This is a genomic window from Lactiplantibacillus dongliensis (assembly GCF_005405105.1).
In the GTDB taxonomy this organism is placed as follows: domain Bacteria; phylum Bacillota; class Bacilli; order Lactobacillales; family Lactobacillaceae; genus Lactiplantibacillus; species Lactiplantibacillus dongliensis.
Map to the genome: position 1 here is coordinate 72,088 of NZ_BJDK01000001.1, position 14,838 is coordinate 86,925.

Below are 14,838 nucleotides of genomic sequence, written 5' to 3' on the forward strand. Positions count from 1 at the left end.
GAAAGGAAGTGGCGGGATGCAACGCTGCGATTGGGTCAGTGATAATCCGTTAATGCAAGCTTATCATGACCAGGAATGGGGGCGGCCGCAACATGACGACCACAAATTATTTGAGTTACTCTGCTTGGAGACTTATCAAGCCGGGCTCAGTTGGCAAACAGTTTTGAATAAACGGGCGGCCTTTGAAGATGATTTCTATCACTATGATATTGCGCAGGTCGCGGCCATGACTGAAGCGGATGTTGACCGCTTACTAGGGGATGCCCGAATTATTCGGCATCGGCAAAAGTTGATGGCGACGATTAATAATGCGCAGGTCTTACAGAATTGGCCAGCTGGCTCAACCTTTAATGACTGGTTATGGGCCTTTGTCGACGGTCAGCCTATCCGGCAAGCTTGGGCGCACGCCGCTGAAATGCCAGCGACCAATGATTTGGCCAAACAAGTGTCGAAAGCACTGAAAAAGCAGGGATTTAAATTCGTCGGTCCCACGACGATCTATTCTTTCTTACAAGGGGCCGGCCTGATTAATGATCATCAACGGAATTGTGATTTTGCGCCAGAAAATCAAGGATAATGGGTTAAAAGTTGTCGTTAAGCTCATTGACGGCAACTTTTTTTAATTCATTTGATTGTAAACAATTGAATTTTAGACAACTTAGATGTATTCTATAATCATTGAATGAAAGCGTTATCAAACTTAATTAAAGAAGGCTATTGTCATGAGTAAAACCATTGAAGCATCCGTTGCCATGTTGAAAGTATTAGAAGCTTGGGATATCAAACAAGTGTATGGCTATGCTGGTGGGTCGTTTAATTCAACGATGCATGCGTTGGATGTCGAACAAGCCCGGCTGCAGTATATCCAAGTTCGTCACGAGCAAGTGGGGGCTTTGGCCGCCGCGGCGGATGCCAAGTTGACGGGTAAGATTGGGGTCGCATTTGGGTCAGCGGGTCCCGGCGCGGTGAATATGCTGAATGGTTTATACGATGCTAAGGAAGATCATGTGCCGGTGCTGGCATTAGTCGGACAAGTTGCACATACAAACATGAATTATGACTACTTCCAAGAATTCGCGGAAGAACCGATGTTTAGTGATGTGGCGGTCTTTAATCGCACCATCATGACACCGGAAAGCCTCCCTTATGTGATTGATAAGGCGATTCGCGTGGCGTATAAAGAAAAAGGGGTGGCCGTTGTCACCATTCCGAATGATTTCGGTTACGTTGAAATTCCAGACGTGCCATATGATTCTGCCAGTGTCCCAGCTAATGTAGTTACGGCCCCAGCGATTCCGGCTGACCAAGTGCAGCAAGTGTTAGCGATGATTAAAGCTGCTAAGTATCCTGTCTTCCATGTCGGTCAAGGGTCGCGTGGGGCCACGGCAGCGATGATGCAGTTGGCGGATCGCCTACAAGTGCCCATCATTATTACTGGTTTAGCCAAAGGCGTGATTCCAGATAGCTTTGCTGGCAATATGGGTAGTGCGTATCGTGCCGCTTCTAAAGCTGCTGATGAATTGATGGCGATTACTGACTTGGTCGTTTCAATTGGGGCGGATTATTCGTTTGCACAGATTATGTATACGACCCATCAATTTAAGTACGTCCAAATTGAATTAGATTCCAGTAAATTTGGTCGGCATCATCATTTAGACTATGGGATTAATGGCGATGCCAAAGATTTCATTCAGCAAGCCTTAACGTTGAGCGAACCAGCAGCACCATCGCCATATTATCAAGCTGCCCAAGCTGATATGCACGCGTGGAAGCAATACTTGCAGAAGCTCAGTGATCGCACGACCGATCCATTAGAATATGAACAAGTGTATCGTGAAATCAATCGTGTGGCCGCCGCCGATGCCATCTTTGCGATGGATGTGGGTGATAATACGATTAACAGCTTCCGCTTCTTACAGATGAATCCCAAACAGAAACTGTTAACTTCCGCGTTGTTTGCCACGATGGGGGCTGGGGTACCGGGCGCTATCTCAGCGAAGATGAGTTATCCAGAGCGGCAAGCCTTTAATATTGCTGGTGACGGGGCTTTCTCAATGGTCATGCAAGATTTATTGACCGAAGTGAAATACCATTTGCCAATCTTTAATATTGTGACCTCAAATCAAACCTTGAACTTTATCAAGTCGGAACAAGAGGATGTGCCGCAACCTTATTTTGGGATTGATTTGATTGGTGCCGATTTTGCGAAGATTGCAGAAGGTATGGGCGTTAAAGGCATTAAAGTCACACACTTTGACGAACTTCATGCGGCCTTTGAAACGGCGATGGCGGAAATTAATGCAGGGCGGCCAGTCCTGATTGATTGCAAGATTACGGCTAAGCGTGGGTTGCCGGTTGAAATCTTGGATGTTGATCCTGCCAAAACGTCGGCGGCTTCAGTGGCAGCATTTAAACATCAATATGACGCCGAAGAGTTACAGCCGTTAGCCGCTTACTTTGAAGAATTTGGGGTTAAATAAGCCAAGCATCATTAAATAATCAAGTATGCTTGGTGCTAGTTGGTTTAAATTGCCACTCTGGTTGGTCCAGAATCGGCTGGAACGTGGTGGCCGCGTTTGTGAGCCGAAGAGCGGTCTCACAAGCCGGGCTTTGACTAACCCGGAAAAATCACCGGCTAAGTCAAACGACACCACTGAGCCAATTCTGGCCCGCCCGCCGTTAGTTAGTCGATATTTATAAAATGTTCAATCAATAAATTTAGCTGAGAGGTTGGTTTCTAAAATGCTCAGCCGTGTCGTTGGCCTTAGTGCGAGTGGTCTGCTCGGACTTAGGCCAAGGCCAGTTTTGAAGACCGAACTTTGGCTTCAAAATGGCCCATGGCGTTCCAGCGTTTTAGGAACCAACCGGCAGGTGACAAGTTCAACTAGTACCAAGCGTAATCAAGTCTCCAAGGTGCCAAACGCCGTGATCACGTTTGGCGCCTTTTTTGTGCGCTAAACCCGTTCATCCGAGGGTTAGGTTGAGCTGATTTAAAATAGTCGCTGGCATACCATTGAAAGGTCCTAGGAAGGTCACATTTTGGTTATTTTTATTCGGTATGTTGAGAAGTGTTCAAGACATAGCAGTACGAATACTTATTTTTAAGGAGGGTCAAGCCGTGAATTTTTTCAAACGGGCATGGCTTAATTTGACGGCGAAGAAAGGCCGTTCAATTTTATTAATTCTGGTTACGTCAGCCATCATGTTGTTTGTGTTAGCCGGTCTACTGATTCGGAATGCCGCGGATAGTGCGACGAGTAATGCCAAACGAAGTGTTGGTGCCACTGTCACGCTGTCAGCTAATCGGGCCGCAGCGTTCAAGCAGATGCGCAGTCGTTCGTCGACCAGTAAGACGAGTCGACCGAAGCTAACCACTTCACCAGTCAAGTTAAGTGATGCCAAGCAGATCGCGCAACTTAACAACATTGCTAGCTATAGTGCCACCGTATCGACTTCAGCGAATGCGACCGGTTTCGATGCTATTTCGACATCTGGGAATAGTTCGACTAGTGGTGGCATGGGCATGAAAGGTGGCAGCACTAGCGGTTCTGGTGATATTGCCATCTCAGGGGTCACGTCGACGAGTTCGACGCCAGCCTTTGAAGAAAAGTCCAGCAAGATGACGAAAGGCCGCGGAATTACGACTAGTGATGAAGGAACCAATCATGTCGTCATCGAAAGTGAACTGGCCAAACAGGATAACTTGAGTGTGGGTGATTCAATCAAGTTGAAGGCCACGACTGGGACGAAGAAGACCTATACGATGACCATTGTTGGGATCTATAAAGCCTCGTCTAGCACGAGCACGCAACAAGGTCCTGGTGCCACGGACCCCTCGAATAGTGTCTATACGTCTTATACGTTTGCGAATACGGTCAAAGGGTCGAAGTATCAAAACACCGCTGATTCGGTGACATTTAAGGTATCGAATCCAGCTAAAGTCAGTGCCGTGAAGACGGCGGGTAAAAAGCTGATCAATACGTCTAAATATTCATTAACGACAAATGATAGCAGTTATCAAACGGTGAAAGCGTCGATGGCTAACGTCAAGTCATTTGCCGATAAGATCGTTTGGTTAGTCACCATTGCCGGGACAATCATCTTAGCGTTAATTGTGATTTTGATGATTCGCGAACGGCGTTATGAGATTGGCGTTTTGCTATCACTCGGTGAAGCACGCTGGAAGATTGTGGCGCAGTTCTTCGTTGAAATGGTGATGGTCTTAGTCGTTTCGATTGCAGTTGCCGGTGTCGGTGGTAAGTTTGTTGGCAATCAACTTGGGCAACAATTAGTGTCACAACAGGCGACCACCGCGACAACTAGCAGTACGGCAACGCAGACGAAAGGCGGGCAACCTGGTGTCGGTGGTAGTGCGCCAAGTGGCAATCGTAAGCCTAGCGATAATATGAGTGGCGCCCCTGGTAGTCACACGAGTGGAACGACCACACAAAAGCAAGCCGAATTAGATGTGAGTGTCACCGTCTTCGACTTAGTTGAACTTGGTGGCTTCGGGTTGGCTATTATGTTCTTGTCGATCATGTTAGCCGCCGGTGGGATTCTAAGATTACAGCCGAAGAAAGTGTTGATTGATTAGGAGGACAGGATGCTAAAAACAACTGATTTAGGCTATTGGTATGATCGCCAGGAAAATAGCCTGTTCGAGCACGTTAATCTCGAATTTAAATCCGGAACATCGTATGCGATTGTCGGTCAAAGTGGTTCCGGGAAGACAACGTTCTTGTCATTACTAGCCGGCTTGGACAAGCCTCGTGCTGGTCAGATCGAACTAAATGGCGAACCAATCAATAAAATTGGCCTGAATAATTATCGGAAATCGCACGTGGCGATTGTCTTTCAATCGTATAATCTGTTCAATTACATGTCACCGTTGAATAACTTGTTAACTGCGATGGCGGTGACTGACTCTAGTCATCGTGGTGATAAAGCTTTTGCGGCCGCGATGTTGCATAAGCTCGGGATTACGGATGCACAGATGACTAAGAATGTGCAAAAGCTATCTGGTGGGCAGCAGCAACGCGTGGCGATTGCGCGCACGATGGTCTGTGACGCCAAGTTAGTCGTTGCCGATGAACCAACCGGTAATTTGGATGAGGAAAACACCAAGTATGTGATTGAGCAGTTCCAAAGGATTGCCCATGACCAACATAAATGTGTGATTATCGTCACCCATGAGTCCGATGTGGCGAAAGCTTGTGACCACTCGTATCGGTTGGCGAAACATGAATTTGCCTTAGAAGGTTAAGCATTAGGGAAGCATCTTGATGACCGGTTACGCGGTTGTTGAGGTGCTTTTTGTGTAAAACTAAGCGTTATTTTAATAATGAAATACGGTGACGTTCTGGCTAGAATTAAATGAGTTTAGGTCATTTATTGTCACTAGCAGGAGCGATTATGTGGCATCAGCGTTGGCTGAGGCTAAAGTTATAGTAAGGATGGTTAAGCCAGTGTTGGTAACTGCCTTGATCGTGAGATATGGTTATCAGTGGATCGATAGTGAGGGATTCTTCACTAATGATCAAATCAGATCTGATTGAGGTTGACGATGAAACTCATAAAAATCATTATTTCGAGTCTAGCATTACTTTTTTGTCTTTACGTCACAATCATGTTTGCAGCAGATACGGTGCCGGATATGACCAGAAGGCTGCTATTATTGATGGCTGTCTACTGGTTCATTTTTCCAATATTAATTTGGATACCGATCTTTAAACGAACGGGAGGGCTAACCTTTACCGTCATAATTGGGATGATGGTGATTATGGCAAGTTACCTTATTTTAGGTGATGAGAATTGGCCGCTCTTAATCATGCAAGTGCTGTTATTAGGAAGCCTAAGCTGGTTAAGTTATCCCCATGTGCATAACCAGTAGTTGTTAGTCGTTGTTAACTTGTGGAAAAGTCCTTAGCATCGAAAAAGCACCAGTTATCAACAAGATGAATTGTTGATAACTGGTGCTTTAGTAATTTTTAATTTAAATTAAGCTTGGTTTTAGTACCAGCCATTAGCCAACCAGAAGGCTTTAGCTTTATCCCATGACCCATAACGAGATGCAACATAGTTATTCGCAACTTTTTCTTGGTTAGCTGCGGATAAGTCACCGCCTAATAAGGACTTGGTTAATTGGTATTTACCATAGTAGTTACCGTTAGCAGCGGTGTATGACCCACCGGATTCTTTGCCGGCAATCCAAGCTTTAGCTGAACTGTCATTGGTATTAGTCGTTGTTGCAGTGGTGCTAGTTGTCGTTGTTGCGGTCTTAGTAGCAGCTTTAGCCGCGGTTGTATTAGTGGTAGTCCCACCGACTTCAAGTTTGTCACCAACGTAGATCATGTTAACGTTTGAAAGGCGGTTGGCTTGCTTGATAGCTGCCACGCTCGTGTTGTGAGCACTGGCAATCTTGGCCACAGTATCACCGGATTTAACAGTGACGGTTGATGCGTTAGCTGCGGTAGCAGAAACGGCAAATAAACTAAAAGCGGCGATAGTTGATAAAACGATCTTCTTGATATTCATAAAATTAATTCACTCCTATAAGTTGCAGTGGGTTTCCAAATGGGACTCAAACGCTCGAGTCCACGCGACTTTGACTAGCATTAGTTGAAACGCGCTAACCAAACAATACTGACTAGTATAGCGACCCAGTGTTGCAACTTAATCAATAGGGCGTTACATTTTTTGCTGCAAACTGTAATAAACCGCCGTTTTCGTAATGTTTTGTAACATTTTCAGCAAATTTTCATCTTAATTGTAAAGTTAGGATGTTGAAACCTTTACATAAAAGTGACAGCTTAATCACCAAGAACATACATTCGATTGTTAAGCTAGGATTACTTTAGCAGGGAGGTGGCGGCATGAATTGGACTAGTTTTTCGACGTTGGCAGGCAATGGGACTTGGCAGAGCTTTAAAGATGTTTTCTACTTATTATCCTTGGTGGTTGCGCTACTATTATATCGTGACCATCTGGGTAGCCGGTCATTCGATCGGACTAACTTGTTGTTGGATTATTTTGAAGGACAGGTAGCTAATCAAATTGCTTACTTTAATCATGCGTTTGATCGGGTTTTAAGTGATGGCGATTACCAGTTACTGCTTAGCTATTATAAAGATCATCTTTACCAGGGCGGCCTGGACTCGTTAAATGACCATCATAATGAAGTGACTATTTTCAATTTAGGACAACAATTAGAGGCATTTTCAAAAGAGACAGCCGTCATGATGATTAAAGATTTGGCAAATGTGGACACTATGGTAGACAAACGAGTGGCAGATGATATGCTTAATCAAATAGCTATAAAGTATAGCCAGCAATTAGTCAATAAAGTAATCAGTGAGCGATTTGAACAATTGGATTTTGATTACGATGGCTTATTAACGAAGTTGAATCGGTTAGGATTATACATGACAATGTCTAAACGTATGATTAAATGGTCATTAGTGAGCGATCAGATGGCCGTTATTTTAAAGGGCTTTTGGTCGATTCCTAAGTATCAGGTTATCTTTGAACAGTTGGATAATGGGATTGATTTAAAAGGTGTCAAATTTCTCAAGCACAAGTTTGCCTAATTCTTGAACGGAGGGTTTAAGCCATGATTGAACATAAAGAAGAGGCGTCCCAAATGCCAGCTGATGTTAGGATTAAACGTCAATATACCGCAGCAGAGTTAGCTCGCATTTCAGAACTGACAAAGCCATTGGAGGCACGCTATCGTAATAGCTCAAAATCACCAGCAGAAGTTGACGCCGAGTTATGGGCGGCAGTACGTTCAAAAGGAACGCCAATTGCACATTTTAGCGAACGGAAGCTTTCTTTAAGCGAACGTCTGCGAATTGCTTGGCATCTCTAAATTGAAAAAATGAAGTGGTGATGGCGAAGCGGCTTGGAAGTCAGGACCATTTTGGGGATTCTTCTAATGCTGAGGTCTAAAGATCACTGACCAGTTCTGAATAGGGACTGGTTATTTTTGTGCACAAATCAAAAAAGCACCGCCGCAGCGATGCTTTAAAAAATTGAATTCAGTTTAGTACCAACCAGTTGATTCCCAGTGGGCTTTGGCTGCTGACCATGAACCATAACGGGAGTTAACGTAGTTGTTAGCCACACGTTCTTGGTTAGCGGCGGAGTAGTCGCCGTTTAAGTAGCCGGCGCTTAATTGATATTTACCAATATATTGGCCGTTACGGGCACTGTACGAGCCACCAGATTCTTTGTTGGCAATCCAAGCTTTAGCTGAACCGTCCGCACCAGTTGTGTTGCTAGCGGTCGTTGTAGCTGATGCTTGGGCTTGGTTATTTTGGGCTGTGGTTGCTGATTGATTTTGGGTCGTGGTACTTGGTGTTGCCGTGTTAGCAGGCGTTGTGGTGCTAGAAGCACTCACTGCTGCTTGATGATTAACGGATAACTTTTGACCCACAAAAATCAAGTTAACATTCTTTAAATGGTTAGCTTTTTCAATGGCAGAAATGGTTGTTTGATGAGTTCGCGCAATCTTTGAAACGGTATCGCCGGCTTTAACTGTCACAGTTGCTGCGTTAGCAGTCGCTCCAATGGCAAAAAGACCGGAAGCCGCTGCAACGGTTGATAATAATGCACTTTTAATTTTCAAAGTCATGTACACTCCTGTTTTTTATTCCGAATTTTTTGCTTAGCCCCCGAGTTACCTGCTAAGCATCTTAACTGGGAATAGTATAACTGGTTAGTGTGACAAATGAATAGCAGTTATTTTACGAAATAACTGGCTTTTTGTAATATAAGCCGTTTCTTGTAACATTCTGTAATATTTACCAGTAGGTGGTTGAATAATCATGCTGTGAACAGTTAGTTTTCGGCATTTTAGTTACGGTTATTAAACTGAGCAAACCAACTCATCTCCGTTATGACGGGACCGATAAAAAACCACCCGACCGGTAATTATTGTCGATCGCGTGGTTTTTAGTGGTTTGTGAATTTATAAAAAGCATAAAAATCGTGATAATTGCTGGAAATGTAATCGATTACACTAACAAAATAACACTTACTTTTAGTAATTGATGTGTTCAAGGATTAATCGCCTTTAAGTTCAACAATCCAGTTATCAGCGAGTTTATTCTGGCTAATCTTTTCAGGATGTTGTAATAAGTCGTCATTATAGGCTGTCACGGTACCGCCAACGGGGACTTTAAAGGTTTCCACGGCTTTGCCGCCTTCGAGATCAATCAAAGGATCCCCAGCGTTCAAGTGCGGGGTCTTTGTTGGATAGTCGATAAAGGTAATGTCACCGATATCTTCCTTGGCTTGGTCAGTCAGGCCCAAGATAATGCGATTATGAGACTTGGTTCGTAACCAGATGCCGTCATAAGTCGTGGTAATTGGTGTATGTCGTTCAATCCAGTAGTTCTTCCACCATAACCAAGTGACTTTTAATGCTGAAGCCATGTGTTCATCTCCTGTCTGTAAAGCTATAGTATACCACTTAACCGCTTACAAAAAGGCATTGTTTTTCAAAAATTATCGTCCTATCATAGGGTTAATCATGAACAACTCAAAGGAGGGCTTGCCATGTTCTTTATCGATACCTCGCGCAACGGAAAACCAGTCTATGATCCGATTGTTAATCAGTCCTTGGATAATTATCTCGTTAATGATTTGAAATTACCAGGTCATGGGCTAATCATGTATGTCAACCAGCCGGCTGTGATTGTGGGTGTGAATCAGAATGCATACGCGGAAGTGGACTTACCGTATTTGAAGGCTCATCAAATCAAACTTGTACGGCGAACTTCTGGTGGGGGTGCCGTTTATCACGATTTTGGTAATGTTATTTTTGAAAACATTGTGATCGATGATGACCAATACTTTGGCGATTACCACCACTTTGCCCAACCGATTATCGATGCGCTACACGATATGGGTGCGACGACCGCTGAATTACGAGGTCGCAACGATATGGTGATTGGCGATCAGAAGTTTTCCGGAATGACGATGTTTAAAGTTGGTCAGTCTTATGCGGCCGGCGGTACCTTGATGTATAACTTGGATATGGATGCCGCCAATCAGGTTTTAACGCCAGCCAAAGATAAGTTAGCCTCTAAAGGGGTTCAGTCAGTACACAGCCGGGTCACCAATGTGATGCCGTTTTTGAAGCCGGTGTATCAGCATTTAGCTATTGAAACCTTTAAGCAAGAACTTTTGAAGCGACTATTCAAGGTCGATTCACTGGACCAGATTGAGACGTATCATTTAAATGATCATGATTGGGCCATCATTGATGAACGACTGCAAGGCAAATATGATACCGATGCGTGGAATTATGGGCGTAATCCTGGTTATGACCAGTATGTGTCTAAGCACTATCCTATTGGGACGGTCAGCTTTAACTTCACGGTTACTGCTGGCAAAATCAGTGCGTTGAAATTATACGGTGACTTTATTACGGGCGGTGATATTACCGTTGTTGAAAGGGCCTTAATGGGAACTGATTTTACCGCTACGGCACTGTCATCAGCGTTAGCGACAGTTGATTTACCAGCAAATCTAGGCCAAATCACAGCGGCGGAATTAGTGGCACTGTTGATGAGTGCTAAGTAAGCTTGAATTAGTAGGGATCATTAAAAAGTATTTGATGTTAGTTGCATTAAATGGTCACGCTGGCTGGCCCAGCATTCTAGAAACCGACCAGCAGGCGTCAAGTTAACTGACACAAACGCAAAAATAACCGATCACAAGTTAGTGGTCGGTTATTTTTAGATTTAATAGCCGGTGCATGAGTTGCAGATGATGCATTAATGACAACTTCTTGATCGTACCTAATCCGGGAAATTTGTCGTGATCAGCGAAGGCTAATAGTGTGCGTAAAGCCGGCGTCTCATTGAGTCCTTGCAAGTGTGCGGGTGCCCAAGTCACTAATTTTGTGAGGGCTTCGAAGAATTTCTGTTTTTGACCGCGCATGCTTTCGTTACTATCCGAGACAAAGTGATGTACTCGCAAGTGACCATCTACGGTGACATAAATTAAGTGCAGTGCGATGGCGCGGGAAGGCATGCCCTTGTCGAAGTAGTGACTGCCGACCATCGAATAGTCGCCAAAATACTGACCGTCAGCCAATCGGCCATACCAGTAAGCCGGAGCGAAATAGTCATCGGTTAAATCCGCATATTCGGCCACGTGGGGAATAAACGGCATGGGATCGGTTAACAGGACTGCTTTGGTGCCAGCCAAGGCTCGTAAACGGGCTTCATCTGGTATTAGGACCTTATCGACTTGGCGCAGGACGGCCGTCTGATGATAAGCCTTGAGTAGCGGGTAATTACGAGCAATCAGCAAGTTGGTCTGGCCAGGCGTGGTTGTTAAGAAGTCGCGACTAAAGTCAGCTGCGAGAATGGCACTCGGCTGGAAGAATGGCACTTGGCTGAGATCGGGTAACGGGTACAGTTTTGTATCGTTTAGCCCGTAAACACTGACTTGCGGATTGGCAATGACACTGAAAGGCTGTTTGGCGGTAATCAGAGCGGCAATGGTCTGTTGTAGTTCCTTTGAATCACGAACGGGTTCAATGATTGGGACAATCTTTGGGCCTAGAGCGTGCTGCTGGACTAATTCCTTTAACGCCAGTAAGTCGTACATTCGGCCACGTAAGTATGGGTAATAAGTGGTCATAGACGGTCCTCCAGATTAGGTGCTAATAAGGCTTGGTACTTAAGTTGTAACGCTTGATATTCAGCGTTGCGGGCGTCGAGTTCGGTCTGTAACGCAGTTACGGCATCATGCTGTAACTCATCGACGAAGCGGTCATAGAGGTTGTGATCAGGGTCATAAATATCATAGCCAGCTTGGCCGCGTTTTTTGAGTTCTTTATAGAGTTGGTCATCCGAATAAAGCTGCAGGCCTTTTTTGACTCGTTTGGCTTTATCAACCTCTCGAAATAAAGACGCGACAAAGTGACTAGTCAGGGCCGTTTCGTCGACTTGCAAGGCTTGATGCTGGGCTTTCTTAGCGACGGTTAAAAAGCCAGGTGCCCGTAATGGTTCGGTTGCCAGCGCCACTGCTCGCTTGTCAAAAGCGCGGTAGATCAAGACCCCAATGTGTTCGGGAATCTCATCAGCCACTTCAGTGTACAGGGCTTGGGGTAAGACGAAATAATTATAATGACCGATAAAGGACAACTTGGCTTTGGAGTGAAAGTCGGCTTTAGTGACCTTCAATTCGTAGCAGCGCCATTCGATTTGGCCATCGGGTAGCTGCTGATAGCTTAATGTGTCGACGATGCCTTTTTTGTCAGGCATTGAGACTTCTTCGACGACATAACTGCCTTGCTCGAGGCAATATTGGTAAAGGGTGCTTTCGAGTTGTCGGGTTAACTTAGTTTTCATGTTGCGGGTCCTCCATTTGGTGCCAAAAGTTCGCGATGGTTGCGCTGAGTTGTGGAACTGAACGGATCGTTTGATAGTATTGCCAATGAGCTGGAAATAGACTCGTATAGCGTCGACTGGCAAATCGTTGGTCGAGTAATAAGACGATGCCAACATCGTGACTACTGCGGATCAAACGCCCAGCGGCTTGTAAAACGTTGTTCATCCCGGGGAGTTGGTAGGCGTAGGCAAAGCCTTGGCCGTTGGCATGGTCGTAGTAATCACGAATTAAATTCGTTTCGGCATTTAATCCGGGTAAGCCAACGCTCACGATGGCCACACCAATCAGCCGATCGCCACGTAAATCGATTCCTTCAGAAAAAATACCGCCAAGAACGCAAAAGCCGACTAGCGTCTGAGTGGTATCAGCTTGAAATTGGTCTAAAAAAGCTTGACGTGCAGCGCCGTCCATTGCATTGGCTTGAGCGGTCGTCTGAATATCAGGATTCGCTAACTCAAAGGCCGCTTTAATCTGGGTCAGGTAGCCATACGATGGTAAAAAGACGAGATAGTTACCCGGCTTAGCGGTGACTAAGGCGGTGAGACTGTCAATAATGGCGCCTTCACTACGGGCGCGTTCATGATAAGTCGTTTGTACATATTGCGTCACTAGAATCGCTTGGTGCTTTGGTGGAAATGGCGAGGGTAACTGATAGGCTAGGCTGTTATCAGTACCGCCCAAGACATTTTGGTAATAAGTCATCGGTGATAGCGTCGCTGAGAATAAAACCGCGCCGGCACCGCGACTTAAAGATTGGTCTAGAAAGTCACTGGGATCTAAGCACAATTCTTTAACGGTGACATGATGGCCATCTAGGACAAGTCGAGTCTGATAACTGCCATCGAAGAGGTCGCCAATTTTGACGAAAGTCAGGCAGTCAAAAAAGTAATCACGCACGGCTGTTAACAGGTCCGACGGGTCTTGCTTTTGCATCCAGTCACCGACAAATTCGTTAAATTGCCGTAAGGTCGCCAGTAATTTTTCCGGTGGTAGCGGGCCAACCTGTTCGTTGACACCGTCGTCAGTCAGAACGCGGCTGATGCGCGTAAAGCTGCGTCGGACTTTTTTGAGCTCACGTTGTAGATCATCACTCGGTTGTGTTTTATCGGGCTTAGCAAGCTTCAATAAGCCGGCGATGGGGGCATCACTAATGGCTGCCGAATACATATCGCGGGAGCGACTGACGAGGTTGTGGACTTCATCAACAAGAAAGAAATTGTCGGCATCGTCTTCGCTAAAGAATCGTTGCAAGTAGACTAATGGATCAAATAAATAGTTATAATCACAAATAATGACATCACAAAATAAGGACGCATCTAATGAAAATTCAAAAGGATCGAGGGTATGCTTTCGGGCGTATGTTTCAATCACGGTACGAGTCAACTGATCTTCGTGCGTTAGAATGTCTTTTAACGCCGGTTTTAGCCGGTCGTAATAGCCAATCATAAATGGGTTTTCTTCCGGTGGGACATCTTGTTCTTCTGGAAAGCGAATCTGGTCTTTGGCCGTTAGCGTGATACTTTTTAGTTTAAGGCCATCCTGGCTCATTAAGGCAACCGCTTCTTCGGCCACGTGGCGAGTACTTTGTTTGGCGGTTAAGTAAAAGAGGCGTTCGACCAAGTCTTCACCGAGGGCCTTAACGGCTGGAAATAGGGTAGAGATGGTCTTACCCGTGCCAGTTGGTGCTTCCACAAAAAGCCGTTTTTGGAGCCGAATCGTTTTATAAACCGCCACGGCTAATTCATGCTGGCCGCGACGATAGTCTGGAAATGGAAAAGGTAAGTCGACGATCGACGCGTTGCGGCGTTGGCGTAAGTCCGCACGTAGCGTGAGCCAATACTCATATTCAGTGACGAGTTGTTGAAAAAATTGTTCACTTTCGGCGCGCGTCAGAACTTTTTGCGTCTTAGTGATCTTTTCAGTGGCGACTTGGTAATAGGTTAGTTGCAAGGTGACTTTGTCGGTGTCAGGCTGGTCTTGCATCAGAAGGTAGCCGTAGACTTTAACTTGTCCCCAATACAAATCATGAGTATTGTCCGTGAGATCTTCAAAGGCTTGATCCGAGGTCTTGATTTCTTCAATCAAGACGCCGTCATCAGTTGTTTGAATCCCATCAGCACGCCCAGAGATGACGTAGTCGGTACCGTTCATGGTGACCGTCTTTTTTAAGTAGACTTCACTTTGGTAAGCGTCGGAGCGGCTGCTTTGCAATTGGCGATGAATCTTAGCGCCCATTAGCGCGGTATTTTGACTATTTTTAACTTCATTCAAATCCCCTTTACGCAGGACAAACTCAACTAACTGTCGAATTCCAATCTTTGTGGGCAAAGCCGCCACCTCCTTACAAATGTCGAATAAACAAATCCTTTTAAGTATAAAACAGACGTTCTAGTTTGTCTGCAAGTTAGGTGATTAAATTGTCACTCTGGT

14 protein-coding genes are annotated in these 14,838 nt (G+C 45.2%); 8 read left to right on the forward strand and 6 right to left on the reverse strand.

Going from position 1 to position 14,838, the window contains the following annotated elements; translation table 11 throughout:
• The first annotated feature begins 16 nt into the window (after window positions 1-16).
• The 5 genes from FFM80_RS00350 to FFM80_RS00370 all read left to right on the forward strand — a co-directional run bounded on the left by FFM80_RS00350 (window position 17) and on the right by FFM80_RS00370 (window position 5,890).
• A complete protein-coding gene (locus FFM80_RS00350; RefSeq protein WP_137638990.1) occupies window positions 17-577 on the forward strand; it encodes a DNA-3-methyladenine glycosylase I in 561 nt (186 codons plus the stop codon).
• A 145-nt stretch (window positions 578-722) separates the two neighbouring features.
• Window positions 723-2,480, forward strand: coding sequence for a pyruvate oxidase (gene spxB / locus FFM80_RS00355; protein ID WP_137638991.1), 1,758 nt, complete (start codon window positions 723-725; stop codon window positions 2,478-2,480).
• Window positions 2,481-3,118: 638 nt separating this feature from the next.
• The gene (locus tag FFM80_RS00360; protein WP_137638992.1) at window positions 3,119-4,594 is read left to right on the forward strand and encodes an ABC transporter permease; all 1,476 of its coding nucleotides are present in this window, start codon (window positions 3,119-3,121) and stop codon (window positions 4,592-4,594) included.
• Between the two features lie 9 nt (window positions 4,595-4,603).
• On the forward strand, window positions 4,604-5,263 hold the full coding sequence (locus tag FFM80_RS00365) for an ABC transporter ATP-binding protein (RefSeq protein ID WP_137638993.1): 660 nt from the start codon (window positions 4,604-4,606) through the stop codon (window positions 5,261-5,263).
• 300 nt (window positions 5,264-5,563) lie between these two features.
• Window positions 5,564-5,890, forward strand: coding sequence for a hypothetical protein (locus tag FFM80_RS00370; RefSeq protein WP_137638994.1), 327 nt, complete (start codon window positions 5,564-5,566; stop codon window positions 5,888-5,890).
• A 119-nt stretch (window positions 5,891-6,009) separates the two neighbouring features.
• Here the strand turns inward: FFM80_RS00370 and apf (FFM80_RS00375) are convergent, their stop codons facing one another.
• Window positions 6,010-6,534, reverse strand: coding sequence for an aggregation-promoting factor (gene apf / locus FFM80_RS00375; protein ID WP_137638995.1), 525 nt, complete (start codon window positions 6,532-6,534; stop codon window positions 6,010-6,012).
• A gap of 338 nt (window positions 6,535-6,872) precedes the next feature.
• On the opposite strand from apf (FFM80_RS00375), the gene FFM80_RS00380 reads away from it, so the two are divergent.
• On the forward strand, window positions 6,873-7,586 hold the full coding sequence (locus FFM80_RS00380) for a hypothetical protein (RefSeq protein WP_137638996.1): 714 nt from the start codon (window positions 6,873-6,875) through the stop codon (window positions 7,584-7,586).
• A 23-nt stretch (window positions 7,587-7,609) separates the two neighbouring features.
• Window positions 7,610-7,867 carry a hypothetical protein gene (locus FFM80_RS00385; RefSeq protein WP_137638997.1) on the forward strand — a complete coding sequence of 86 codons (258 nt, stop codon included), beginning with the start codon at window positions 7,610-7,612 and terminating at the stop codon, window positions 7,865-7,867.
• Window positions 7,868-8,041: 174 nt separating this feature from the next.
• Here FFM80_RS00385 and apf (FFM80_RS00390) read toward each other — a convergent pair whose 3' ends face one another.
• Together apf (FFM80_RS00390) and FFM80_RS00395 are read right to left on the reverse strand one after the other, a co-directional pair.
• The gene (gene apf, locus FFM80_RS00390; RefSeq protein WP_137638998.1) at window positions 8,042-8,626 is read right to left on the reverse strand and encodes an aggregation-promoting factor; all 585 of its coding nucleotides are present in this window, start codon (window positions 8,624-8,626) and stop codon (window positions 8,042-8,044) included.
• 437 nt (window positions 8,627-9,063) lie between these two features.
• Window positions 9,064-9,435, reverse strand: a complete 372-nt coding sequence (locus FFM80_RS00395; protein ID WP_137638999.1) for a glycine cleavage system H family protein — start codon at window positions 9,433-9,435, stop codon at window positions 9,064-9,066.
• Between the two features lie 123 nt (window positions 9,436-9,558).
• Between FFM80_RS00395 and FFM80_RS00400 the strand changes: the two genes are divergently transcribed.
• Entirely contained in the window at window positions 9,559-10,587 is a 1,029-nt protein-coding gene (locus FFM80_RS00400; protein WP_137639000.1) for a lipoate--protein ligase, read from the forward strand.
• Between the two features lie 138 nt (window positions 10,588-10,725).
• Here FFM80_RS00400 and FFM80_RS00405 read toward each other — a convergent pair whose 3' ends face one another.
• The 3 genes from FFM80_RS00405 to FFM80_RS00415 are packed head-to-tail and all read right to left on the reverse strand — an operon-like array spanning window position 10,726 to window position 14,736.
• Window positions 10,726-11,655 (reverse strand): sce7725 family protein, encoded by a 930-nt coding sequence (locus FFM80_RS00405; protein ID WP_137639001.1) that lies wholly within the window; start codon window positions 11,653-11,655, stop codon window positions 10,726-10,728.
• A complete protein-coding gene (locus FFM80_RS00410; RefSeq protein ID WP_137639002.1) occupies window positions 11,652-12,368 on the reverse strand; it encodes a hypothetical protein in 717 nt (238 codons plus the stop codon). The genes FFM80_RS00405 and FFM80_RS00410 overlap by 4 nt, the downstream gene beginning before the upstream one ends.
• Window positions 12,358-14,736, reverse strand: coding sequence for an ATP-dependent DNA helicase (locus tag FFM80_RS00415; protein WP_137639003.1), 2,379 nt, complete (start codon window positions 14,734-14,736; stop codon window positions 12,358-12,360). Before FFM80_RS00415 ends, FFM80_RS00410 begins: the two co-directional genes overlap by 11 nt.
• Window positions 14,737-14,838 lie beyond the last annotated feature (102 nt).